This window comes from Lentibacillus kimchii (assembly GCF_042666895.1).
GTDB lineage: Bacteria > Bacillota > Bacilli > Bacillales > Amphibacillaceae > Lentibacillus > Lentibacillus kimchii.
Window position 1 is genome coordinate 1 of sequence record NZ_JBHTGR010000056.1, and the last position, 23,152, is coordinate 23,152.

Genomic DNA, 23,152 nt, shown 5'->3' on the forward strand with positions numbered 1-23,152 from the left:
CATTCCCATCCTTGATTGTAAAGTTGGGATTGTCCGATAGCTAATCCCCTGCATTTCACGCTTCAAAACGCTTATAGCAGAACTTGTCGAGCGGCGCCCGATTGTTAAGTAAACCTCGGTCATTTTAGTTCTATCACTATACAACCTTTCAGATGTGATTTTCTACCAAAGCATTACATCAAGTGGCTTAAATTATTCTTCGTTTTTTATTTTTGCTCTAATTGTTAAGTAGATTGTATAAATGAGATAAATTACATAGCCTAATAGGAAGTCCAGTAATACTTCTTTGAAAGTTAAATCCCCTTGTCCTCCGGTAATTAGAGTCCATAGAATAGGTATTAAATCAAATGTTATGACTACTCCCAGTCCTAATAATGATGGACCTAATAAGAAGGTAACAGCAAAAGCTTTTATTTTTTCTTTCATAGCTTGTGCTCCTTAAATAATATCTTTTACACCATATTTAGCAATAACTAAAATGTTTTAGCTTTCTTTTACAATCTGGATAGATAAGTGAATTTTCATTCTTTAACAATTGCCCCCTTTAGCTGAATAAAAAACTTTGAACAGAAACATAAAAAACAAATATGGAAACGATAATACTAAATATACCTATTAGCTTCCCTTCTTCCTTTATTTGGGCTATGCCCATAACCAAGAACGTTATTCCCATAAAAAGCATCATATATGGCATTACTATGTAGTTCCCAGTTATTAAAGCATACCCAGCTAAAACTACGACAATTATGGGTGATATAACCCTCAGTGCTTTTAGCAATTATCTACCCCCCTATTGTTTAAAACCACAATTATTCGGTTATCTGACCCGTTTGCCTAACAATGCTTATTACGCTTATTTTAACATAAACATCTCAGGACCTTCGAAATAAATTCTAATTATTTAAAAATTAATATCCAAGTTTGCGATAAGAAACACAAGTGTTTAACAATAAAAACTAGTATAAGTACCGTCATAATCGCAAAAAAAGAGATGCTAAATCATATGTGATTTGCATCTCTAAATTGTGTTTTTTATAAAATATGCTCAGTCAATCAAATAGGAAACGGTTCCGCCAGCAGGCTGCTGATAGACTTTTTCACCGTTCTCATCGACACGTTCGATATCAGCACCTAAGCCAGCCAGTTTGCCGGTCAAATCGACATAGCCGCGGTCAAGGTGCTTTAATTCGGTTATCCGGGTATGGCCTTCCGCATTTAAACCAGCTAGTATAAGCGCAGCGGCAGCCCGCAAGTCCGTTGCAGCCACTTTGGCACCCTGGAGCTTGGTTGGTCCTTCGATAACCACGCTGCGGCCTTCTATTTTCATTTTAGCGTTCATGCGCCGGAATTCTTCCACATGCATAAACCGGTTTTCAAACACTGTTTCGGTGAAAACGCTTGTTCCATAAGCGTTCAGCATCAAGGCCATCATTTGCGATTGCATATCAGTTGGAAATCCGGGATAAGGAAGTGTCTTAATATCGGTGGACAGCATTTTGTCCGGCCCGATGACCCGAATGCCACCATCCTCGTCAAAAATGGTCACGCCCATTTCTTCCAGTTTGGAAATAACGGAGCGCAAATGATCACTCTCAGCATTTTGGATCAGGATATTGCCGCCGGTAATCGCACTGGCAATCATAAAAGTACCCGACTCGACACGATCCGGGATGATGTTATGCTCAGCACCGTGCAGTTTTTCCACACCCTCAATGCGAATTGTTTCCGTGCCAGCTCCAACGACTTTAGCGCCCATTTTATTGAGGAAATTGGCCAGATCAACTATTTCAGGCTCTTTAGCACTATTTTCTATAACCGTTTTACCCTTTGCGAGTACGGCAGCCATCATAATATTTTCTGTAGCACCAACACTTGGCATATCAAGATAAATTTTAGCTCCCTGGAGACGTCCCTCTGCCTGCAGCTCCACATAGCCATTCCCGACCTCGACATGTGCACCCATGGCTTCAAAACCTTTTAAGTGCAAATCGATCGGCCGCGAACCAATGGCACAGCCGCCGGGCATCGCTACATTGGCATGGCCATAACGTGCCAGTAATGGTCCCAAAACCAATACAGATGCACGCATTTTACGGACATATTCAAAAGGCGCTTCAGTTAACAGTTCCTGGGAAGCATCTACATGAATTGTTTGATCATTGAATTCTACATCGGCGTTCATATAACGCAATACGTCATTGATGGTATACACATCTGCCAGTACGGGAACATCTGTGATGACGCTCTGACCCTCACTTGCCAGCATACTGGCAGTTATAACCGGGAGCACAGCATTTTTCGCTCCCTCAACTCTGACGGAGCCGCGCAATCGGTTCCCGCCCTTAACGATGATTTGTTCCATATACTATTCCCCTTATAAACCAATTTCACTATATTAGTATTCATTAATCAGGATAGGTGTGCCTATCGTCAAACGTTTGCCACCAGATGTGCTTTCATGGATGGCCATTTGAAAATTTGTTGGCTGGTCCATAGTCATGACTTGTTTCCACTGTGGTGTATACCCGTACACAATTGTTTTTAAAGACGCGTTCTCCACATTATCATGCTGAACCTCAACATTTTCCAACTGTAGTGATTTTTTCATGTTTCTAATAATATAAACTTCCTTTATTTTATCATCAATGTCGGCAGTTAAACAAGCAAATGTTGTCGACCTGTCTGTGAAATAAGCTGAACGGACAGAATCCTTACGCTCACGATACGCTTCCATAACCTCTTTGTTCCAGGATTCGCCCTGCAAAATGGCTGAAAAAGCTGCCTGATGACGGGCATTCTTAGGAATGGTTATATGGAAACGTTCCGTGACTTGTTTTTCTTGCCCAGACTCAATATCATAGTTTACCGCTTTTTCCTTCTCAGTACCAGTGACTTTATACCCATGTTTTGCCTGCAAGGTTGTCAGCAAACGACGGGCTTTGTTTCTAGACATATCTTCCTTAATTGTAACCTGCCAGCTGGCCACGGGTAATGACTGCCCCGTCACCGCTGCAGCCAAATCAAGCATTTCATCCTGCTGGGCGGCCGCGGCACCGGAACTCGTGAAAAGAATTAATCCCATAATAAAAATGATAGCTGACTTCCGCATAAAAAAATCCCTCCTGATTACTATATTCATAGTCTAATCAGGAGAGATTGATTTCATACGGTACTGATGCAAAAATATTGGACTTACAGCCTGCTTTAAAAAAGGAACATCAAATCCTGGGACCACTGGATGAAGTCCAGCAGGAATCGGCTGACCCCTGTCCCGATCACAATCGCAATAAAGATAAGCAGGATTTTCGCTTCGGTTTCCCGTCCTTTTCTAATTAATGCGTCAAACTTAACAGCGGTAATAAGCCGCCATGTTATATAGATAAAGATCAAATGCGATATCATACTGACGATAGCTGTTAAACCAATTGATGAAAACATAATTCCACACCTTGTATTTCAATTATCAGGCCAAGCATCGATGCTTGAAACTAATTGGTACTTTGCCATGGTTCTTGTCTGTTGTCAACAAAACGCCACGTTACATGTCGAGCTGTCTATTCGACAATGTTTTGATTGCCCGGGAAATATCGAGCTCATTTAACCTTAGTGTCGAGATACCCCTGTTTTTGCCGACATGCCATTAATACGCAACTACACTCTCTGGCTGAGTTGCTTAATTTAACTGTATTACCTGACAGAAAAATCTCTTATAACAAAAATGTTACAAGAGATTTTAATTCTACTTGGCAATATCCAAACGATTCATGGCCCGTTTGAGTGCTAACTCTGCCCGTTTATGGTCCAGATCGTCCTGTTGAGCCTGGAGGCGGCGCTCAGCACGCTGTTTAGCTTGTTTGGCCCGTTCAACATCAATATCCCCAGGGACTTCCGCTGACTGGGCAAGGATCGTGACGTTATCCGGACGCACCTCCAGAAAACCGCCATTAACAAACAGCATCTGCTCCGCATTAGAATCATTTTTTAAACGGACAGCACCAACCGTTAATGGGGCGACCATCGGTATGTGACCGGGTAAAACACCGATCTCACCGTTCTCTGCTCTACAGCTGACCATTTCAAAACTGTCTTCCAAGACGGGACCATCAGGCGTAACAACACTCACCGTCAGTGTTTTCATGCAAGTCCTCCTCAAGACAGGTGAATGACTGAAGGGAGTATGATATGTTCAAAAACATCATCATTCGATCGCTCCCCAGCATTCCATCTAAAGTTTTATGTCGTCATACCTTTGGCGCCTTCGACAACATCCTCGATGCCGCCAACCAGACGAAAGGCATCTTCTGGCAGATCATCATGTTTACCGTCCAGAATTTCCCTGAAGCCCTTAACTGTTTCACTGATAGGGACATAAGAGCCGGGCTGGCCGGTAAATTGTTCAGCCACGTGGAAGTTTTGCGACAGGAAGAATTGAATGCGGCGCGCACGGGCAACCGTGAGTTTATCCTCGTCGGATAATTCGTCCATACCAAGAATCGCAATAATGTCCTGCAGTTCTTTATACTTCTGCAAGGTCTCCTGAATCTCACGCGCTACGTTATAATGTTCTTCGCCAACAACTTCCGGGTCCAGAGCACGCGATGTTGATGCGAGTGGATCCACAGCTGGATAGATACCCTGTTCGGACAACCCGCGATCAAGATTGGTTGTAGCGTCCAAGTGCGCAAACGTTGTTGCTGGTGCTGGGTCGGTATAGTCGTCAGCTGGAACATAAATCGCCTGAATGGACGTTACTGATCCTTTATTCGTTGTCGTAATACGTTCCTGCAGCTGTCCCATTTCCGTTGCCAGCGTCGGCTGGTAGCCAACAGCAGACGGCAGACGGCCAAGCAGTGCTGAAACTTCCATGCCAGCCTGCGTGAAACGGAAAATGTTATCAATAAACAGCAGAACGTCCTGGCCTTCTTCATCACGGAAATATTCCGCCATCGTGAGGCCTGTCAGAGCAACGCGCATACGAGCTCCTGGCGGCTCGTTCATTTGACCGAACACCATGGCTGTCTTTTTAATAACGCCAGATTCTTTCATTTCGTAGTAAAGGTCATTACCTTCACGAGTCCGTTCACCGACACCGGCAAACACGGAAATACCGCCATGTTCCTGTGCAATGTTGTTGATCAGTTCCTGGATCAGAACCGTTTTGCCAACACCGGCACCGCCAAACAGGCCAATTTTCCCGCCTCGCGTGTAAGGGGCCAGCAGGTCAACAACTTTAATGCCTGTTTCAAGAATTTCTGTGCCTGTCGTCAAGTTTTCAAATTCAGGTGGCTGACGATGTATCGGGTCGTGCCGGGTATCATCCGGTACCGGTTCATCAAGGTCAATGTTATCACCAGTGACGTTGAAGACGCGTCCGAGTGTTACCTGACCAACCGGTACAGAAATCGGTTCGCCTGTATCTTCAACAGGCATATTGCGCTTAAGACCGTCTGTTGAATCCATCGCAACCGTTCGAACTGAATTATCGCCAAGGTGGAGCGCAACTTCAAGTGTTAGGTTGACGTCCATATCCTTATCGTTGCTACGGACAACTAATGCATTATTAATATCAGGGAGTTCGCCTTCGTCAAATTTGACGTCGACAACAGGTCCCATAACTTGTGTAATGTGTCCTTTGCTCATTGATTTCCCTCCTATCCTGCTATCAAACGATCAGAATGCACTATTCCAGTGCCGCAACACCGCCAACAATTTCAGTGATCTCCTGTGTGATCGCCGCCTGGCGGGCACGGTTGTAGGACAATGTCAAATCATCAATCATTTCGTTGGCATTATCAGTCGCATTCCGCATCGCTGTCCTGCGTGCAGCGTGTTCACTTGCTTTTGAATCCAATAACGCGCCGAAAATCAGGCTTTCCACATATTGCGGCAAAAGGACTTCCAGAATTTGACCCTGATCAGGTTCGTATTCATACCGGCTGGTGCTTTGACTTGACGTATCGCTAAGATTCGTCAGCGGCAATAGAGGCTGTGTGGTCACTTTCTGAGAAATCGCATTAATAAAACGATGATAATAAATGGACAATTCATCAATTTCTTCATCAATAAACATCTGTACGGTTTCAGCCGCAAGTTCTTTGATATCGTTAAAAACCGGCTGGTCCGACATGCCGATAATGCTTTTAGCAACCGGCATGCCACGTTTTTGGAAAAAGTCATAGCCAACACGGCCAACCACAATAATAGTGTATTCATCCGTCGATTGGTGCCGATTCTTAATGGTTTCGTAAGTCTTCTTCAAGATATTATTATTATAGGCACCTGCCAAACCGCGATCAGTCGTAATCACAAAGTAGCCGGTGCGTTTTACGTCACGCTTTTCCAGTATCGGGTGCTGCGCATCCGTGTCATTGCCAGCAATACTGGAAACGACTTCTTCCATTTTTTGACTGTAGGGTTTAAATGATTTGGCATTGTCTTCAGCCCTGTTCATTTTTGAAGCTGAAACCATTTCCATGGCTTTTGTAATATGCTTTGTTTTCGACGTTGAGTCGATTCGTTTCTGGATATCCCGCAGTGATGCCAAGCAATTCACCACCCTTCCTGACAGAAGCTGGAGGCGAGAGCCGGTGACTCCAGCTCTTACCTCATTTCATAGACCTGTTTCGTTTGATTTAAAGCGTTTATTTTTCCGTTGGCATAAACGTCTTCTTAAATGTTTCAACCGCCCCGCTCATGTCTTCTTCTTCGGCAAGTTTGCCGGTTTCGCGGATAGTTGATAAAAGTTCTTTCCGGTTCTCATCAAGCCATACGTGGAACTCTGATTCAAAACGGGTAACATCTTTGACCGGCAAATCATCAAGCAAACCTTTTGTCAGGGCATAAATCATCATGACCTGCTTTTCAACGGCTTGCGGCTTATGAAGTCCCTGTTTCAGAATTTCCACGGTCCGTGCACCACGATCAAGTTTGGCTTGTGTTGCCTGATCCAGGTCAGAGCCAAACTGTGCAAAAGATTCCAGTTCACGGAATGATGCAAGGTCAAGCCTTAGGGTCCCGGCGACTTTCTTCATCGCTTTAAGCTGTGCCGAACCGCCAACCCGTGAAACAGATAAACCTGCGTTAATCGCCGGACGATTACCAGCAGCGAACATATCAGACTGCAGGAAGATTTGCCCGTCTGTAATGGAAATAACGTTGGTTGGAATATAGGCACCGATATCACCGGCTTGTGTTTCGATAAACGGCAAAGCTGTCATAGACCCGCCGCCTTTTGAGTCATTCAGTTTAGCTGCCCGTTCCAATAAACGTGAGTGCACGTAGAAAACGTCCCCGGGATAAGCTTCACGGCCTGGTGGACGGCGGAGCAGCAAGGATAGTTCACGATAAGCCTGAGCCTGCTTGGTCAAGTCATCAAATACAACACAAACATGTTTGCCATTGTACATGAATTCTTCGCCCATGGCAGCGCCTGCATACGGAGCCATATATAAGAGAGGTGCAGGTTCCGAAGCTCCCGCTGATATGATAATCGTATTATCCAGTGCGCCATGACGGCGGAATGTATCAACTGTACTTCTCACAGTCGATTCTTTCTGGCCAATGGCGACATAAATGGATATCATATCCTCATCTTTTTGGTTAATGATGGTGTCGACAGCCAGTGTTGTTTTACCTGTCTGGCGGTCACCGATGATTAATTCACGCTGGCCGCGGCCAATCGGTACTAAGGCGTCAATCGCTTTGATACCAGTCTGCAGAGGTTCGGTTACCTCCTGACGATCCATAATTGATGGAGCCGGCTCTTCAATTGGACGACTTTTAGCCGTTTCCACGGGCCCTTTGCCGTCGAGTGGCTGTCCCAATGGATTAACAACGCGTCCGAGCAGCTCCTCTCCGACAGGTACTTGCATAACGCGACCTGTACGGCGAACTTCATCGCCTTCATGAATATCGGAGAATGGCCCTAAAATGACGATACCGACATTTCCTTCTTCAAGGTTCTGCGCCATTCCCATGACACCGTTCGAGAATTCAAGGAGTTCACCGGCCATCGCGTCATCGAGGCCATGCGCACGCGCAATGCCATCGCCGATTTCAATAACAGTGCCGACATCCGATACTTCAATATCCGAGTCAAAATTCTCGATCTGTGTCTTAATCAGCGAACTGATTTCTTCAGCTTTAATGCTCATACCATTTCACCCCTATCTTCGTTAATTTGCCGCCTCAATACGTCGCTCCATCCGTCTTAATTTGCCCTGAACTGTGCCATCATAAACCGTGTTGCCAACCTGTACCTTGATACCGCCAAGGATAGACGGATCAACAACCGTTTTAAGTTTCACGTCCCGTTTATTAAAACGCTCAGCAAACGTATTTTTTATTTTCGCTTGTTCATTTTCCGATAATTCTCTTACTGAATAAACGGTTGCTTCCGAAACAGCTTCTGCATCATTCACCATATGAACCAGGTGGTCCATAACCGCCGGAGCAACATCTGTGCGATGGCGCATAACCAACAATTTGAATGTCTTGACGATGTCTCCGGAAAATTCCTGAAACACCTCGTCGATAAATTGCATTTTCTGTTCATGCGAAACTTTCGGATGTTCTAAAAATGCCGTTAACTGATCGTTTTCAGCAAAAACCGATGTCAGAACTTTCGCTTCCTCGACAAATTGGTCCAAGGATCCTGTATCCTGCCCCAGCTGGAAAAGAGCGTCTGCATAACGTTTGGCAACTACTTGACTCATCGCTCTTCTCCTGCCTCTTTAATGTATTCATTAATCAGTTCTTCCTGATCCTGTTCACTGATTTCTTTCTCAATTACTTTACTGGCAATTTGTACAGACAAGGAACCAACTTGATCCTGGAGTGCCTGAACGGCTTTTTCTTTTTCATGCTCAATTTCTTCCTGAGCTGATTGCTTCATGTTTTGTGCCTCGCGCCGCGCGGCTTCAACAATTTCCTGTTCTTGTTTGGCACCGGTTTTTTTGGCATCTTCAATAATCTGAGTTGCTTCCTTTTTCGTCTGTTTCAGTTGTTCTGACGCTTCAGCCTGTGCTTTCTCAGCTTCGGCGCGGCTTTGTTCTGCTGACTCGATCTCACTTGTGACATATTCCTCACGTTTTTGCATAACATTCATAAGCGGGCCCCAGGCGAACTTTTTCAAAAGGGCCAGCAATATCAGGAAAAAGACTAACTGCGTAAGCATATCCCCAATATGCAAACCGCCTATGCCTGCCGCAATAACCGGAATACCACTTGTTAGATGCACATGCGTCACTCCTTTCGCAAACGATCAGTCAATGAACTTGAACTGATGATGTATGAGGTCATTTTTAATAAAGTTTACTATCATAAAGGAATGGCGATAATCCGGTGTCGCCGAACTTCGCCATAGTGCCATATTTCCAGTCTCTATCACACGACCATAAATGCGATAACAACGCCGATGATCGGAATCGCTTCAACCAGTGCTACCCCGATAAACATTACCGTTTGCAAAGAACCGCGCAGTTCAGGCTGACGTGCAATCCCCTCTACTGTACGACTAACGATCAAACCATTGCCTAAACCTGCACCCAAAGCGGCCAATCCGATTGCTATTGCTGCTGCTATAGCTTCCATTGATATTTCCTCCTTTTTATAAATAAAACAGTTTCATAGTTTTGTGATGGTCTTTTTACTCGGTGCCTACTTTCTGAGACATGTAGACCATCGTTAAAATAGTGAATATAAAGGCCTGTATGGCGCCAATAAATAAACTGAACGCCTGCCATGCCATTAAGGCAACACCAGACCCTAAAAAGGTAAAGATGCCTCCTGCCGTAAATCCTCCTGACAACCCTAATGATACGAGTAATCCGAGTAAAACTTCACCGGCATAGATATTACCAAATAAACGCAAGCCTAATGTAAGTGTATTGGTGAATTCTTCGATGATATTCAAGGGCAGTAAAAATGGAAGCGGGCGGAGATAATCCTTACCGTATTCCTTGCCCCCTTTCATCTTGATGCTGTAAAAGTGCGTTAAAACAACCACCATTACGGCAAGCGTTAAAGTGATTCCGGCATCGGCCGTCGGTGACTTCCACCACAAGTCATCGCCGACTGCCCCAAGTGTAATAACACCAAGGACGTTACTTACAAATATGTAAGCTATCAGTGTCAGCCCCAGAGGCAGAAACACTTTCCCTGTTTTCCAGTCCATCGTGTCATTAATCATGCCCTTGACAAAATCAATTAACCATTCCATGAAATTTTGAATGCCTGTTGGCTTCATCTGTAAATGACGGCTTCCGACAACACCAATAATAAATACAATCAGTGATGCGATAGCTATCATTATCACATTCGACATGTTGAAATCCAGCCCGGGGATTCCAAACGCATCGTGGACGATTGGTGCTTCATGATCCAATGTCTTCACCTCTTTCCAGGCCTAATTTTTTTGAAAAGATCCCTTATTCCGACTGCTTTTTCTGTGTGTTAAGACCTGGCAGCAGAAAACTTATCACAATAACTGCATAGGAAGATCCCAGTCCCGCCACAACAGCAAGAATATGGAAATCAAAACGCATGGCAATCAGGACAGCAAGACCAGCTGCCGCCAATCGCGATAAGGTACCTAACCCAAACACCGATTCTCCTTCAGCAGCATTCTCGACAAACCTTTGAATCTTTCGCTGCAACAACCACAGATTAAAAAAACTTACCAGGCTTCCGAGCAGCAGACCAAGGAAAATTGCTGGAAATGGGGAGAAACCTGAACCGATCACCAGGATTGCGAGAAGGTACAACATCCCTTTGCGCTGACGCATGACCATTTGATTATATTGTGACATGTTTCACACTTCTCCTTAGAGAACGTTCAAAAAGACCGGCAGGCAATAACACATCACTGGCAATCCTTTTCTTAAGCCCAGCCCGAATCTAAACGGGTAACGTGCGAATTGTCACTGCACATGCTGCGTTAAACAAAAAAGTTAGCGCAGGTATTAATTCATTGTACCAGCCATTATACCTCTATGAAAACCCTAACATACCATCAATGAGGTATGTTACATGAGCCATTCATGATTGTCAATTAGGACGAGGTTAAAAGTTGCCTTGAATTATGGCTTAGCAACCTGGCTGTGACTATGCCAATCATAATTAAACATAATCCTATTTTTAATTATAACGGAAAAAAGCCATTTTGTTTAGTGAACATTATGTGACAATTGTAATAATCTGTCACATATAATACGAAAACCGGCTGAACAGTTCTGATAGCCAGTGCGTTCCTATTCTGCTGGATCCCTGATATTGAGTCTGGTCTGATAGCTTTCTCTGTCGCCGTTTTCCAGTCTGATCGTGATCACAGCAACGTATTGCCCGGGTTCTCCGAGTTCCGACTCATCAAGCTGGCCTTTATTCAGACCCGTCTGCACATCGCTTGTATGGAAAAGCGTCCGGTCATAAACAAGCGTTTGCGGATGGTACAGCGCCACGTCAACACTTTCAGCTGGATCGGTCAAATAAAATTGATACGCATAAGTCCCGCGGGTAAATGGTTTGACCGTTAAGTCAAATCCCATCGCCTTAGGATAGTCGGCTGTCTCATTGATAAACAGATAGGGCAGCTGATACGTTTTTTTATCCTGCTCCAACCGCAGCCAGCCCTGATGAATGCCTTTATCCAGCGGGTTTGCGTGCACCGTCAAGCCGATAGGAATCGTTGCCGACTCACCTTCATCCAGTGTAAATGCCAGCGGTAAATCCCAGCGGAGTCCTGCTTGCTGTTTAGGTGTCTCAAATCTATAGGTCTGCTCGTTGCCGGATGTGTTTGTAACGGTCATATCCTGTGTTTTCGTTTCCTTATTATGTGTGATTTGCCCGAATGCCAGCAGTGGCTCGTCCAGAATCGTTGTCGTATTGACCGCTTTTTCGGGCCTGATTTCGCCAGCACCCTGAATGATCGGGTCCAGCAACTCGTCTTTATCACGGCGAATGGGCCGGGCAGTTGTCGCTAACGCCCCTGTCAGCTCCTCTGGCGTCCAATCAGGATGAGCTTCACGCAACAAGGCCATTGCGCCAGTCACATGAGGGGCTGCCATGCTTGTTCCCTGCAGCTCCTGATAACCGCCGGGAACCGTACTCAAAATATTTGTGCCAGGTGCGCTGACATTCGGTTTCAAATCCCAGTTCACCGTAACCGGGCCGCGGGAGCTGAAATCAGCAACCGTAAAGTCTGTCATCGCATACTTGGTGTTTACATAAAATTGACTGCTGCGAATGTGCTCTTTAAGCCACTGGCCGTCCTGCTTTGTCATTGAAGCCACCGGGATCTGCACCGGGTCATCTGTTTCTGGCAGTGTACCTTGGAAGCTGCCGGGTTCCTGATTATAAATAACAGCGGCTACAGCACCAGCTTCTTCAGCTTGCCTGGCCAGTTCAGCAAACGGGGTCTCTCCCCGCTCAATCAGCGCAATTTTTCCCTGAACAGCCTCTTCATCAAGTATGCCTGTATCATACCGCTTGTCTAAACGCCAGGGTTTTGCACCGTCCATTTCCAAAAGCGGCAGGCGCTTGTCTTTCAGAGGGGCCGTTAAATATGGTGTTTTTTGCGGAGGCGCAGATGCCCCTACCGAGAGAGCATTCGCAGCTGTTGCCGGCGAGCCAATGGTCCAGTTGTCCGGGCCCGCGTTCCCATTAGCACTGACAACCGGCACCCCCAGATCGAATGCCCGGTTAACAGCCACACTCGTGGGAAAGTCCGGACCATTGACAGCATTGCCTAAGGACAGGTTAATCACATCCGCGCCGTCCTCAACCGCCTGTTCAAGAGCTGCAATGACGTTAACAGATGTCCCTCTGCCGCCGGGTCCGAGGGCACGATAAGCATGAATGTCAGCATCTGGGGCAACACCCTTCAGATCACCATTTGCTGCGATAATACCGGCTACATGCGTCCCGTGCTTGGTCGGCAAGCCTTCCTCAGGCAGCGTTTCCATCGGGTCCTTATCAAGATCAACGACATCATAACCACCCGCATAATTCGCCTTTAGATCTGGATGATTATAATCAATACCTGTATCAATGACCGCTACCTGGACACCCTTTCCTGTATAGGCTGTCTTGTTTAAAGTTGCGGGGAGAACGCTGTCAGCTGTCGCGCTGTCTGAGACGGTGGTTTGGGTCTCGTACGTCACGACAGGATGAATCGTCTTGACAAATGGGAGTGACCGTAATTGGTCAAGTCGCCAGGGATCACCCTTTAAAGCTAATCCGCTGAACAATGTTTCATATGTATGCACGACGTTAATCGCCGGGTGATGTGCCTCAAGATAATTTTTATGCTCTTCTGGATCGCCGTCCACTTCAATAATCACAGCTTTTTCTTCACGGATGGTGTCCGGGGAGTCGGCTTCTGCGGGCGTACACGTGAAAACCGCGAGCATAAGCAGGGCGGAGAGGATACGGTACATAGCTGGTGCTCCTTTTTATTTAAGCTGCTGGTAGTATTTGAAAAAGAAGACAAAACCATGCATGACGATTTTGATATAACAAAAGACTGGGACAGACTGGATCGTTCATGCGACTAAGCTGCTCCGGAAATAGACATCTTCTCCGCGGGTGAATGGTGAGCCTCTTCTCCCGCTGGCGTCGCCGTCTTTTCCTTTACTCAGTTCCTATTACGCATCTCAGGGAATCGATCAATTCGTCATATCCCAGCCTCTGTGGGGCTATTAATTTAAAAATGTCATGATCGCGTCAGCAATGCGGCTGGATGCCTTTCCGTCACCGTAAGGATTCGGAGCTTGCGCCATTTGGTCGTGAAGGGCATCATTCCGCAATAATTCATCAGCCAAGCTGAAGATAGCCGATTCGTCTGTTCCGGCTAATTTTAAAGTGCCAGCCTGGATTCCTTCCGGTCGTTCCGTCGTCTCCCGCAGAACAAGCACCGGAACCCCCAGTGACGGAGCCTCTTCCTGAACACCGCCTGAATCGGTCATAATCAGATGTGCTCTCGCAGCCAGATTATGAAAATCTTTCACACCGAGCGGTTCAATTAACTGAATCCGGTCATCATGCCCTAAAATTGCTTCAGCCGTCTGCCGGACAGCCGGGTTTAAATGCACCGGATAAATAACCTGAATATCTGGATGAGTATCGACAAGCCGCTTAATGGCGCGAAACATCTGTTCCATATTGCGCCCCAGATTTTCGCGGCGATGGGCTGTGACCAGCACCAGCCGCCGGTCACCCTTATCCGCCAGAACAGCACTTGAATAAGCCGGATCAACCGTTGTCGCTAAGGCATCGATTGCGGTGTTGCCGGTTACGATGATACGTTCAGCCGGTTTGTTTTCCTGTATCAGGTTCTGTCTGGCTTTATCGGTCGGGGCGAAATGCAAATCAGCCATAACACCCGTCAGCTGCCGGTTCATTTCTTCCGGATACGGGGCGTATTTATCGCCTGTACGCAAGCCCGCTTCTACATGGCCGACCGCAATCTGGTTGTAGAAAGCCGCGAGCGATGCCGCAAAAGTGGTTGTCGTATCACCATGAACGAGCACCATATCCGGTGAAGTCTCTTTCATGACCGAATCAAGTCCCTCCAGCGCACGCGTTGTAATCTGTGCAAGGGACTGTTTCTGTTTCATGATATTTAAATCATAGTCAGGTGTAATCTGAAACATATCCAGCACCTGATCAAGCATTTCCCGGTGCTGTGCGGTAACCGTAACCAGCGGGTCAAAATGTTCCGGACGTTCCTTTAATGCGCGAACGAGCGGCGCCATTTTAATCGCTTCCGGCCGTGTTCCGAAGATCGTCATCACGCGCAACTGTTTTGCCATAATCAGCTGCCAGCCTTACTTGGTCCCGTACAAACGGTCACCGGCATCGCCAAGTCCCGGAATGATAAACCCGTCATCATTCAGCTGGTCATCAAGCGCACCAAGGTAGATATCGACATCGGGATGTTCGTTATGAATGACATCAACACCTTCAGGGGCCCCGACAAGGCACATAAGGCGAATCTGCTTGGCGCCGCGTTTTTTCAGCAAATGGATAGCCTCACTCGCTGAGCCGCCGGTTGCAAGCATGGGATCAAGCACAATCAGTTCCCGTTCAGCGATATCGGACGGCAATTTCGTATAATACTCATGCGGCTTTAATGTTTCCGGATCGCGGTAAAGTCCGACATGGCCGACCTTTGCTGCAGGAATCAGTTTCAGCATGCCATCAACCATGCCGAGTCCGGCGCGGATAATTGGAACAAGGCCGATTTTTTTGCCGGCAAGCACTTGGGTATCAGCTTCCATAACTGGCGTTTCAATTGTTTTTTCCTGCAAAGGCAAGTTGCGGGTGATCTCAAACGCCATCAGCATGGCAACTTCATCAACCAGTTCACGGAATTCCTTCGTTCCGGTGTCTTTGTCACGTATGTAAGTTAATTTGTGTTGAATGAGTGGGTGGTCCAGCACATGTACTTGTCCCATTTTAGCAATCACTCCTTATATTTAATGGCATCTTTCAAATTGTACTGAAAAATAGACTGGCATGCAAGTGCCGATCGATCCGTCTTATTAATCTAATGCTTGCTAAGAAGTGTGGCCGTGCCAGAAAAAAGGGGATGGGACAAAACTCTCGGTGAATGAAAATGATAAGCGTAATACGGGGGGGACAAAAGTGCGAACCACTTGCGTGACTGAACCGCTCCGGAAATAGACGTCACTTTCCGCGGGCGGCTGGTGAGCCTCCGAAGCGCTGGCGCGCTCCGGGGTCTCACCTAGCCTTTGCTCCCGCAGGAGTCTCCGTCTTTTCCTCCGCTGAATCTGAGCATTGTTTGACGCTTGAGGTATTCGTTATGTCCCCGCCTCTTATCACTTACGCATATAATGGGTAGTTACTGGTTAAAGCTGTTACACGTTCTTTTGCTTCCTGCAGGACGCTTTTATCCTCATAGTTTTTCAATACAGAGGCGATAATTGAAGCCATTTCCTGCATATCAGCTTCTGTAAAGCCGCGCGTTGTCACAGCTGCTGTGCCCATCCGGACACCGCTTGCAACGGACGGTTTTTCCTTATCAAATGGAATGGTATTTTTATTCGCGGTGATGCCGATATCATCCAGCGCTTTTTCAGCCACATCGCCAGTCAATCCAAGTGGTGTCACATCAACCAGAAGGAGATGATTATCTGAACCGCCGGAAACAATCCGGAGCCCTTCCTTGCTGAGTGCCTCACTCAAGGCTCTGGCGTTTCGGATAATCTGCTCGGCATAAGTCTTAAATCCATCAGACAGCGCTTCTTTGAAAGAAACGGCTTTGGCAGCGATTACATGCATCAGCGGTCCGCCCTGCATGACAGGGAAAACAGCCTTGTCAATTTTCTTCGCGTAGTCCGCTTTGCACAGAATCATACCGCCGCGTGGCCCGCGCAGTGTTTTATGGGTGGTCGTCGTGACAAAATCTGCATACGGCACTGGATTCTGATGCAGACCTGCCGCTACAAGACCGGCGATATGCGCCATATCAACCATTAAGTACGCGCCAACATCATCCGCAATCTCGCGGAATTTGGCAAAATCGATTTCCCGTGCATAAGCACTCGCACCAGCGATGATCAGTTTCGGCTGGACTTCTTTTGCCCGTTCACGAATAACGTCATAGTCAAGCCTCTCGGTTTCCTGATCGACACCGTAGTCAGCCACATTGTACATGCGGCCGCTGAAGTTAACCGGACTGCCGTGGGTCAAATGACCGCCGTGATTTAGATTCATGCCGAGAATCGTATCACCTGGATCCAGGACAGAGAAATAAACAGCCATGTTGGCCTGTGCCCCGGAATGCGGCTGGACGTTGGCATGATCGGCACCGAACAGCTCTTTAGCCCGGTCGCGTGCCAGATTTTCGGCCACATCCACATGTTCACAGCCGCCATAATACCGTTTGCCCGGATAGCCTTCCGCATATTTATTCGTCAGCACTGATCCCATCGCTTCCATAACAGCTTCTGATACAAAGTTTTCCGAAGCAATCAGTTCAATCTTTTCCTGCTGGCGTGTTTTTTCTGCCTGAAGGGCTTCGTACAACGCGTCATCTGTTTGCTTCAAGTGTTCCATGAGTCATTTCCCCCTTGTATTCTAATGGTGTTGCGTGTGACCGCCTTAATGCGTCTTCATACCCGATACACCGCACGCTCGCCTCCGATCAGTTTCGGGCGGGTGCGGGCAGCCGTTACCCGGGCCTCTCCAATCAAGCGCTGGTTAAAGCGAAGCGGCACGGCAACCGGTTTCAAATGCATGCCAATCATCGTGTCCCCGATATCGATGCCGCTGTCAGCCCGGATCGTTTCCACAACAGCCGGTTCATTCATTTGCTTATAGGCATAAGCAGCCATCGAACCGCCTGCATCTGGTACAGGTACAGCAGATACCTCTTCCAGATTCAATCTGTTCCGAGCTGATTTATCCACGACAAGTGCCCGGTTTAAATGTTCACAGCACTGAAAAGCTACCGTGATGCCCGTGTCCGCCTTAAGATTCTCCAGACTGGCAAAAAGCGCCGCAGCGATGTCTTCACTGCCGGATGTGCCAATACGCTCACCAGCCACCTCACTGGTGGAGCAGCCAACAACGAATACATCTCCTGCCTGGAGATAGCCGCTTTCAAGCCATTCCCTAGCCAGCGCGTCCATATCCTGCCTGACTTGCTGTTGTAACGCCATCATCCGAGGCCTCCTCATCCTGGTCATGCTCAATATGAAATTGCTGAACCTGTTCCGTCAGCGCACCTGCCTGTTTTTCCAATTCTGCAGTCATTGTATCCATTTCTGCAAGTGTCCCAGCTTGTTCCTGGATGCTCGCATTTACCTCTTCAGCTCCGGCGGACGTCTCTTCAGCAACCGCAGCAACTTCCTGGGATTGTTCGGATGTTGCCTGGATCGAATTCAGCTGTTTGTCAACATACGCGGAAATATCCTCAATAACGCTAGCCGTATCATGCACCGATTTTGACATGTCGTCAATAGCTGAATCGGTCTTTTTGCCGTTCTCCACTTCTTGTCTGGCATAGGCCACATGCTCATTCATACTGGTTACAACAGACTGGGCATCACCCTGAACAGTTTTAATTAAATCAGAAATATCCTTTACGGCACTCGCACTCTGATCTGCTAATTTACGAATCTCCTCGGCGACAACAGCAAAACCTTTGCCCTGCTCACCGGCCCGAGCGGCTTCAATTGAGGCATTGAGAGCCAGCAAATTCGTTTGTTCGGCAATATCGCCAACCATTGTAATAATGGATTCAATCTGGACGGTATGCTCCTTCAGATGATCAACATCTTCCAAAGACTTTTCCTGTTCGCTTGCCAGCTGACTTATCCCCGTCACCAATTCACTGACAATAGCACGGCTGTCGCTGAGCATTTTCAGCATCTGACTGGATTTTTCCTGCGATTCACTGGCTTTGGTCTGCACGCCCTGGGCAAGCTGTGACGCTTCCTCAACAGCTTCAGCCGTCTGCTGGATGGACTCAGATGAGTTTTCAGCCCCTTTGGAAATCTCATCAATTGAAGCATCAACCTGCTTGCCATGATGGGCGGCCTGCTCGGCTGCTGACTTTATCCGGCTGACAGACTGGTTTGTTGCCGCGGCATGTTCATCGATATTCTGAACCATACCCGTCAGATTATCAAGCATCGTCTTAAAGGCAATGGACAACGACCGAATCTCATCCTCTGACTTGGGTATGTCAATCGTTTGCTGCAAATGACCATCAGCAGCATTTGTTGCGGAATCTTTCAGTTTTTCTAAAGGTTTTGTAATATACCTTGCTGCAAAATAAGCCAGTATCCCTGACCAGATAATGCCCAGAACCAGAGTGATAATTGTAAACCACTGTTCGGAAATAGCCCAAAATGTCTGAACATAATCATAGAAAACATAGATAAATAATGCGCTGACTGAATACGTAATAGTAGCTAATAAGGTTACCAGACCAACGAGTTTCACCCGCAGACTAAAGCGATAATGCTGTTTCATCACACGTTCCTCCAACTCAACTATTTGGTACGCAGCTTTTCCGCCAAAACACTGACAGACGTTTCAAGTTCTGCCAATGTGTTCTGGTAATCTGTCAGGCTGCCGCCAAATGGATCCGGAATATCATAGCTGATCAGGCGTTCTTCCAGTTTCTGAATCCTCTGCCATTCTTCCTGCATATGAGCATTCAATGCCTGTTCAAGTTGAGGATCATCCATTTGGTGCCGATAAGCCTTAAAGAATTGCAAACGTTTCTCCTCATAGGCTGCATACCGTTGTTTTAATTCGTCCCATATCTCTATATCGTCAAGTGCTGCATATTCCTTTAATGTGAAATATTTAGCCTGAGAGTCAGGGTGTTCGAGGATGAGTGACTGCTTGTGCTGTGTCGTCATGGTAAGCACCAGATCCGCCCAGTGCAGCAGCGCTTCACTGACCGGCTTGGACCGGCTATCCAGCGTAATGCCCTCGTGTTTCAATGCCTCAACAGCATTACCGGCTGGACCTTGATTACTGGGGGCAAAAAGACCTGCCGACTGCACCTCGGCATCAGGTACTTTCGATTTCAGCAGCGCTTCAGCCATGGGACTGCGACATGTATTGCCGGTGCATACAAACAGAATTTTCAAACGCATAACCTCCGCTGATTGTCGTGGATGCAGGATGATTCTTACTCAAACTATATCACAGAATCGCGCGGTTGTCAGAAAATAATGGGGGGGGTTTGCATTAAGGGATTCAGTTTAAACATTCGTTTATAATTTGTAATAATAAAGCGGCATGCCTTTTTCACTTTGTGGACCAACGATGACAATATAAGCAGCTTTATCTGTATTATAATCATCGTAATAATAATACAAATCACCCACTACAAAATCAGTAGATACTGTCAAATTAACACTTTCATCTTTTTTCAGTGAACTAAGGGTAGAAAAAACGCCTTGATTATTCAACTTACCATGGTAATCCACAAGTGGCAGGTTTATGTAATCCTTATATTTTTCATAAATGGCAAATTGGTTCTCTGACTTAAGCGGAGCATCACTTTTTTTAGTTATCTTAATAGGCAGCTTATAAACGGCTTTTTTACCATTCGCCTGATTCTCAGATTCCTCCAGTTTCGGGGAAGTTGCTTCACCAAATGACATCTCTAAATCTCCTAAGGTAACGACATCTCCGTTTTGAACATCCACTCTATAGGTCTCATAATGATCCCGGTCATCATTAACAGCTTCAATCCGAACTGAAAAAACAACAAGTAATACGACTGCGAGTATCACATATAAGCTTTTGCTTTTTATTAGTCTTCCCACTTGGTAACAACCCCTTCAGAAATGGAGTAGATATCATCTGAAACCTCTTGTAAGAAATCCCGGTCATGACTTGTTACAACGATTGTCTTTCCCTCTGATTTAAGTCTTTGTATAATTTGCTCCATAAACGAAATACCTTTTTCATCTAAGGCATTTGTTGGCTCGTCCAGCAACAATAAATCAGGGCTTTCCATGATGGCTTGTGCTATACCCAAACGCTGTTTCATACCAAGCGAATATTTTTTAAACTTCCTTTTATCATCTGGATCCAGCCCTATTAAATTCAATGTTTCCCGAATGGTTTCTTCACTTATTTTATTTTTTATCTTTGCTAAAAATAATAAGTTCTGAAATCCCGTATAATCCGGAATAAAACTCGGGTATTCGATTAAAACACCAACATCTTCAGGGAAAAGTATATCTTTTCCAATTGTTTTTCCATCAACTACTACTTTTCCATCAGATAGCTTAATCAGGCCAGCTATTGCACGAAGCAGCATGGTTTTACCCGATCCGTTGTGCCCGCGAATGCCATGTACTTTTCCTTTTTCCAGAGAGAAACTAATATTATCTAAAACGACAAAATCCTTTATTTTTTTGGTTACATTTTCACCCACGACATACATGGTTATTACTCCCCTTTTTCATAGACAAAATCGATTTTCTTTACCAACCACAATGTAAGCAAGACCAATAGAATAATCATACTGCTAACCCAAGTCAGCATTAATAGCGTATTGTCACTGTATAACCCTGTTTCACTCCATCTGCTGAACATAGTATAGTTAGTGACTAAAACTATATTCTGACTGAATATAGATAGGAAATTAACACTAATCAAGATTATGTATGGTATTATGTCACCCATCATCAAACTTGCTAACTCATAAAAAAGTGATTCTAAAAATAAGACAAGAATTAAAAAAATACAAAAGATAATAGACGTTTCCCAATTTGCTTTCCAGGACATACTGCTATCAAACAGAAAGTGTTGAATAGACGAAACAAAGCAAATATAGAAAACAAACAAAGCTATATAAATCGTTGTATACAGTAATAATGATATGACTTTACTCATAACAAATTTTCTAGTTCCGGTACGAATGATTATGAGTCCTCCGCTGCTTGTTAAATCAGCTGTGAAAAATGTTCTGAGTGATAAAAAATACAGCAATTGAAAAATTAGCCAAAAATATGGCGTGGCGAGGGTGCCATCTTGCTTAAACATTTTTAAGTCCAGCTCTGAAAAGCCATCCCAAAATTGCTCAAAAGATAGCCATTCCATTTGCGTATTCAGATCATTCAACGTGAACATAAGGATAAAAGAAACTGTCGTGATTAAAAAGAAGGAAAATTGGGCTATAATGAGATTTTTTCCGTGATGTAAACGCAGCCTCACATCTCTTTTGATTAACGGAAGCATTCATTTATCCTTCTTTCCTTTTAATCTGTACAGACAATATGACTAGTAACCCAAACATCAGAACAGCGTTTTCCGATAGTGCTGTTATAAGTCTGATGAACGAAAAATCGGGTGTATACAGCAAATTGGTCGATTTAAAAATCGCATGACCAAACAAATACTGGTCCATCTGGGATACTACAAAAACAATAAGAAAGCTAATCTGTACCTGAAACTTTTTTGCGAGTACTATCAGTAATAGACCTATATTCGTGAGATTGAGATAACAAAATATAAGTAGCCCAAAAATATGCACAAAATCATGTGACGTGATGGCTTTTGATGAAAGAGGAAAGGACACAAATGTTATAAATCCAATTATAAATGTTCCCCAGATTGCCATCATACTTATTTGAATGACGTAAAAACTTAATAACCGGCGAAGACTATTCATCCTTACTTGAAAGTCTATTGGAATGTTGTGTATTTGACTCCCAAGGACACATAGCAAAATAAATGGGATTAAAAACCAATAAACTAATTGATAATAGTTGAGCACATCATACGTTATGACATGATAGGGCCTGGCTGTATCCGGATCGATTGTCTGATATAGCACCATAAAAAAGCCATATATTAATAACATTATCAGGCCAGTGACTAGATATAAATAAATGTTTTTCCGTTGTGCAAAAAATGATGTGACGCAAAATTTTAAGTAATTTTTATCTAACAAGTCTTCTCACACCTATAATAGCTAGAATAAAAGTTAACATAATCATTAAAATACCAAATAACGCGATACACCATAAATAAACAGGAGCAGTGGCATTCATATCCAAAAAGTCGATAGGAGACAATCCCACTTCGACAAGTTCACTAAGCCCAGAAATTAATATACTGATGATGACCGGAATAACCAAACTAATGAGTGAGAATCGAATATGAAGACACAACGCTGCAGAAAAAACAGCGAATAAGCTGCCAATTATGCCGCTTAAAAAGATATAAAACAACGTGTGAATTAAAGGGAAATTCAGCTGCAGAGAATAAAATAATGTTTTAAACGAAAAAAGACCTTGCGTATAATACACAAAAGGATCCGGATGGATAGCCGGAAAAGTAAGAGAAAACAAAAGAAAATTGATAAGTAATGGTATAGCAATAGCTAGAAATCCTGCGAAAGCACTAACAGCTAACATTGAAAACAGATACTTATATTTCCCGGATCTCATCATCATCAGTTCATAATAATTGGTCTTTCTATCTACAAGAAATTGGGTACTAAACGGCAGAGCAGCTAGAATCGGTACTAACAAGAAGAACAAATTGGTGATTTCAGAGTCACTGGCATTTAACCATAATAGATAAGACGAATCGGGGATAGTTGACGCTTCCCCTTGTAAAATGGTCCTTGTCGTTTGTATGTAATGTGCCG

25 protein-coding genes are annotated in these 23,152 nt (G+C 45.1%); all 25 read right to left on the minus strand.

Going from position 1 to position 23,152, the window contains the following annotated elements; genetic code table 11:
* Positions 1–192 precede the first annotated feature (192 nt).
* Complete coding sequence (locus tag ACFQU8_RS11600) at positions 193–426, minus strand: hypothetical protein (RefSeq protein WP_382360208.1); 234 nt, start codon at positions 424–426, stop codon at positions 193–195.
* A gap of 118 nt (positions 427–544) precedes the next feature.
* Positions 545–778, minus strand: coding sequence for a DUF3953 domain-containing protein (locus ACFQU8_RS11605; protein ID WP_382360211.1), 234 nt, complete (start codon positions 776–778; stop codon positions 545–547).
* A 267-nt stretch (positions 779–1,045) separates the two neighbouring features.
* Positions 1,046–2,362, minus strand: a complete 1,317-nt coding sequence (murA, locus tag ACFQU8_RS11610; RefSeq protein ID WP_382360213.1) for a UDP-N-acetylglucosamine 1-carboxyvinyltransferase — start codon at positions 2,360–2,362, stop codon at positions 1,046–1,048.
* A gap of 33 nt (positions 2,363–2,395) precedes the next feature.
* Complete coding sequence (locus ACFQU8_RS11615; protein WP_382360216.1) at positions 2,396–3,109, minus strand: YwmB family TATA-box binding protein; 714 nt, start codon at positions 3,107–3,109, stop codon at positions 2,396–2,398.
* Positions 3,110–3,204: 95 nt separating this feature from the next.
* Positions 3,205–3,438 (minus strand): DUF1146 family protein, encoded by a 234-nt coding sequence (locus ACFQU8_RS11620; protein WP_382360219.1) that lies wholly within the window; start codon positions 3,436–3,438, stop codon positions 3,205–3,207.
* Positions 3,439–3,739: 301 nt separating this feature from the next.
* Positions 3,740–4,138 (minus strand): F0F1 ATP synthase subunit epsilon, encoded by a 399-nt coding sequence (locus ACFQU8_RS11625; protein WP_382360222.1) that lies wholly within the window; start codon positions 4,136–4,138, stop codon positions 3,740–3,742.
* Between the two features lie 95 nt (positions 4,139–4,233).
* A complete protein-coding gene (atpD, locus tag ACFQU8_RS11630; protein WP_382360225.1) occupies positions 4,234–5,640 on the minus strand; it encodes a F0F1 ATP synthase subunit beta in 1,407 nt (468 codons plus the stop codon).
* Positions 5,641–5,680: 40 nt separating this feature from the next.
* Positions 5,681–6,544: an ATP synthase F1 subunit gamma gene (gene atpG, locus ACFQU8_RS11635; RefSeq protein ID WP_382360228.1), complete on the minus strand. Its 864-nt coding sequence runs from the start codon at positions 6,542–6,544 to the stop codon at positions 5,681–5,683.
* A gap of 97 nt (positions 6,545–6,641) precedes the next feature.
* A complete protein-coding gene (gene atpA / locus ACFQU8_RS11640; RefSeq protein WP_382360231.1) occupies positions 6,642–8,153 on the minus strand; it encodes a F0F1 ATP synthase subunit alpha in 1,512 nt (503 codons plus the stop codon).
* Between the two features lie 21 nt (positions 8,154–8,174).
* A complete protein-coding gene (locus tag ACFQU8_RS11645) occupies positions 8,175–8,714 on the minus strand; it encodes a F0F1 ATP synthase subunit delta (RefSeq protein WP_382360234.1) in 540 nt (179 codons plus the stop codon).
* Positions 8,711–9,175, minus strand: a complete 465-nt coding sequence (gene atpF, locus ACFQU8_RS11650; protein WP_382360568.1) for a F0F1 ATP synthase subunit B — start codon at positions 9,173–9,175, stop codon at positions 8,711–8,713. Before atpF ends, ACFQU8_RS11645 begins: the two co-directional genes overlap by 4 nt.
* Positions 9,176–9,384: 209 nt before the next feature.
* Positions 9,385–9,591 (minus strand): F0F1 ATP synthase subunit C, encoded by a 207-nt coding sequence (gene atpE / locus ACFQU8_RS11655; RefSeq protein ID WP_382360237.1) that lies wholly within the window; start codon positions 9,589–9,591, stop codon positions 9,385–9,387.
* A gap of 55 nt (positions 9,592–9,646) precedes the next feature.
* On the minus strand, positions 9,647–10,384 hold the full coding sequence (gene atpB / locus ACFQU8_RS11660) for a F0F1 ATP synthase subunit A (RefSeq protein ID WP_382360571.1): 738 nt from the start codon (positions 10,382–10,384) through the stop codon (positions 9,647–9,649).
* A 43-nt stretch (positions 10,385–10,427) separates the two neighbouring features.
* The gene (locus ACFQU8_RS11665; protein WP_382360240.1) at positions 10,428–10,808 is read right to left on the minus strand and encodes an ATP synthase subunit I; all 381 of its coding nucleotides are present in this window, start codon (positions 10,806–10,808) and stop codon (positions 10,428–10,430) included.
* A gap of 441 nt (positions 10,809–11,249) precedes the next feature.
* Entirely contained in the window at positions 11,250–13,433 is a 2,184-nt protein-coding gene (locus ACFQU8_RS11670; RefSeq protein ID WP_382360243.1) for a S8 family serine peptidase, read from the minus strand.
* A gap of 261 nt (positions 13,434–13,694) precedes the next feature.
* On the minus strand, positions 13,695–14,807 hold the full coding sequence (wecB, locus tag ACFQU8_RS11675; protein WP_382360246.1) for a non-hydrolyzing UDP-N-acetylglucosamine 2-epimerase: 1,113 nt from the start codon (positions 14,805–14,807) through the stop codon (positions 13,695–13,697).
* A 15-nt stretch (positions 14,808–14,822) separates the two neighbouring features.
* The gene (upp, locus tag ACFQU8_RS11680; protein ID WP_382360249.1) at positions 14,823–15,452 is read right to left on the minus strand and encodes a uracil phosphoribosyltransferase; all 630 of its coding nucleotides are present in this window, start codon (positions 15,450–15,452) and stop codon (positions 14,823–14,825) included.
* A 388-nt stretch (positions 15,453–15,840) separates the two neighbouring features.
* Positions 15,841–17,076, minus strand: coding sequence for a serine hydroxymethyltransferase (locus ACFQU8_RS11685; RefSeq protein WP_382360252.1), 1,236 nt, complete (start codon positions 17,074–17,076; stop codon positions 15,841–15,843).
* Between the two features lie 56 nt (positions 17,077–17,132).
* Positions 17,133–17,681: a TIGR01440 family protein gene (locus tag ACFQU8_RS11690; protein ID WP_382360255.1), complete on the minus strand. Its 549-nt coding sequence runs from the start codon at positions 17,679–17,681 to the stop codon at positions 17,133–17,135.
* Positions 17,635–18,999 carry a methyl-accepting chemotaxis protein gene (locus tag ACFQU8_RS11695; protein ID WP_382360258.1) on the minus strand — a complete coding sequence of 455 codons (1,365 nt, stop codon included), beginning with the start codon at positions 18,997–18,999 and terminating at the stop codon, positions 17,635–17,637. Before ACFQU8_RS11695 ends, ACFQU8_RS11690 begins: the two co-directional genes overlap by 47 nt.
* A gap of 20 nt (positions 19,000–19,019) precedes the next feature.
* Positions 19,020–19,628, minus strand: coding sequence for a low molecular weight protein arginine phosphatase (locus ACFQU8_RS11700; protein WP_382360261.1), 609 nt, complete (start codon positions 19,626–19,628; stop codon positions 19,020–19,022).
* A 126-nt stretch (positions 19,629–19,754) separates the two neighbouring features.
* Entirely contained in the window at positions 19,755–20,312 is a 558-nt protein-coding gene (locus tag ACFQU8_RS11705; protein WP_382360264.1) for a hypothetical protein, read from the minus strand.
* Entirely contained in the window at positions 20,300–20,938 is a 639-nt protein-coding gene (locus tag ACFQU8_RS11710; protein WP_382360267.1) for an ATP-binding cassette domain-containing protein, read from the minus strand. Before ACFQU8_RS11710 ends, ACFQU8_RS11705 begins: the two co-directional genes overlap by 13 nt.
* A 5-nt stretch (positions 20,939–20,943) precedes the next feature.
* Positions 20,944–21,735 (minus strand): hypothetical protein, encoded by a 792-nt coding sequence (locus ACFQU8_RS11715; RefSeq protein ID WP_382360270.1) that lies wholly within the window; start codon positions 21,733–21,735, stop codon positions 20,944–20,946.
* Between the two features lie 704 nt (positions 21,736–22,439).
* Positions 22,440–23,033 (minus strand): hypothetical protein, encoded by a 594-nt coding sequence (locus tag ACFQU8_RS11720; RefSeq protein WP_382360273.1) that lies wholly within the window; start codon positions 23,031–23,033, stop codon positions 22,440–22,442.
* Between the last annotated feature and the right edge of the window lie 119 nt (positions 23,034–23,152).

What these genes read in the sequence shown, in the direction of transcription:
- ACFQU8_RS11600 (WP_382360208.1), bottom strand. Translation starts at nt 426, where the DNA reads ATGAAAGAAAAAATAAAAGCTTTTGCTGTTACCTTCTTATTAGGTCCA.
- murA (WP_382360213.1), bottom strand. Translation starts at nt 2,362, where the DNA reads ATGGAACAAATCATCGTTAAGGGCGGGAACCGATTGCGCGGCTCCGTC.
- ACFQU8_RS11615 (WP_382360216.1), bottom strand. Translation starts at nt 3,109, where the DNA reads ATGCGGAAGTCAGCTATCATTTTTATTATGGGATTAATTCTTTTCACG.
- ACFQU8_RS11620 (WP_382360219.1), bottom strand. Translation starts at nt 3,438, where the DNA reads ATGTTTTCATCAATTGGTTTAACAGCTATCGTCAGTATGATATCGCAT.
- ACFQU8_RS11625 (WP_382360222.1), bottom strand. Translation starts at nt 4,138, where the DNA reads ATGAAAACACTGACGGTGAGTGTTGTTACGCCTGATGGTCCCGTCTTG.
- atpD (WP_382360225.1), bottom strand. Translation starts at nt 5,640, where the DNA reads ATGAGCAAAGGACACATTACACAAGTTATGGGACCTGTTGTCGACGTC.
- atpA (WP_382360231.1), bottom strand. Translation starts at nt 8,153, where the DNA reads ATGAGCATTAAAGCTGAAGAAATCAGTTCGCTGATTAAGACACAGATC.
- ACFQU8_RS11645 (WP_382360234.1), bottom strand. Translation starts at nt 8,714, where the DNA reads ATGAGTCAAGTAGTTGCCAAACGTTATGCAGACGCTCTTTTCCAGCTG.
- atpF (WP_382360568.1), bottom strand. Translation starts at nt 9,175, where the DNA reads ATGCTTACGCAGTTAGTCTTTTTCCTGATATTGCTGGCCCTTTTGAAA.
- atpE (WP_382360237.1), bottom strand. Translation starts at nt 9,591, where the DNA reads ATGGAAGCTATAGCAGCAGCAATAGCAATCGGATTGGCCGCTTTGGGT.
- ACFQU8_RS11665 (WP_382360240.1), bottom strand. Translation starts at nt 10,808, where the DNA reads ATGTCACAATATAATCAAATGGTCATGCGTCAGCGCAAAGGGATGTTG.
- ACFQU8_RS11670 (WP_382360243.1), bottom strand. Translation starts at nt 13,433, where the DNA reads ATGTACCGTATCCTCTCCGCCCTGCTTATGCTCGCGGTTTTCACGTGT.
- wecB (WP_382360246.1), bottom strand. Translation starts at nt 14,807, where the DNA reads ATGGCAAAACAGTTGCGCGTGATGACGATCTTCGGAACACGGCCGGAA.
- upp (WP_382360249.1), bottom strand. Translation starts at nt 15,452, where the DNA reads ATGGGACAAGTACATGTGCTGGACCACCCACTCATTCAACACAAATTA.
- ACFQU8_RS11685 (WP_382360252.1), bottom strand. Translation starts at nt 17,076, where the DNA reads ATGGAACACTTGAAGCAAACAGATGACGCGTTGTACGAAGCCCTTCAG.
- ACFQU8_RS11690 (WP_382360255.1), bottom strand. Translation starts at nt 17,681, where the DNA reads ATGGCGTTACAACAGCAAGTCAGGCAGGATATGGACGCGCTGGCTAGG.
- ACFQU8_RS11695 (WP_382360258.1), bottom strand. Translation starts at nt 18,999, where the DNA reads ATGAAACAGCATTATCGCTTTAGTCTGCGGGTGAAACTCGTTGGTCTG.
- ACFQU8_RS11710 (WP_382360267.1), bottom strand. Translation starts at nt 20,938, where the DNA reads ATGTATGTCGTGGGTGAAAATGTAACCAAAAAAATAAAGGATTTTGTC.
- ACFQU8_RS11715 (WP_382360270.1), bottom strand. Translation starts at nt 21,735, where the DNA reads ATGCTTCCGTTAATCAAAAGAGATGTGAGGCTGCGTTTACATCACGGA.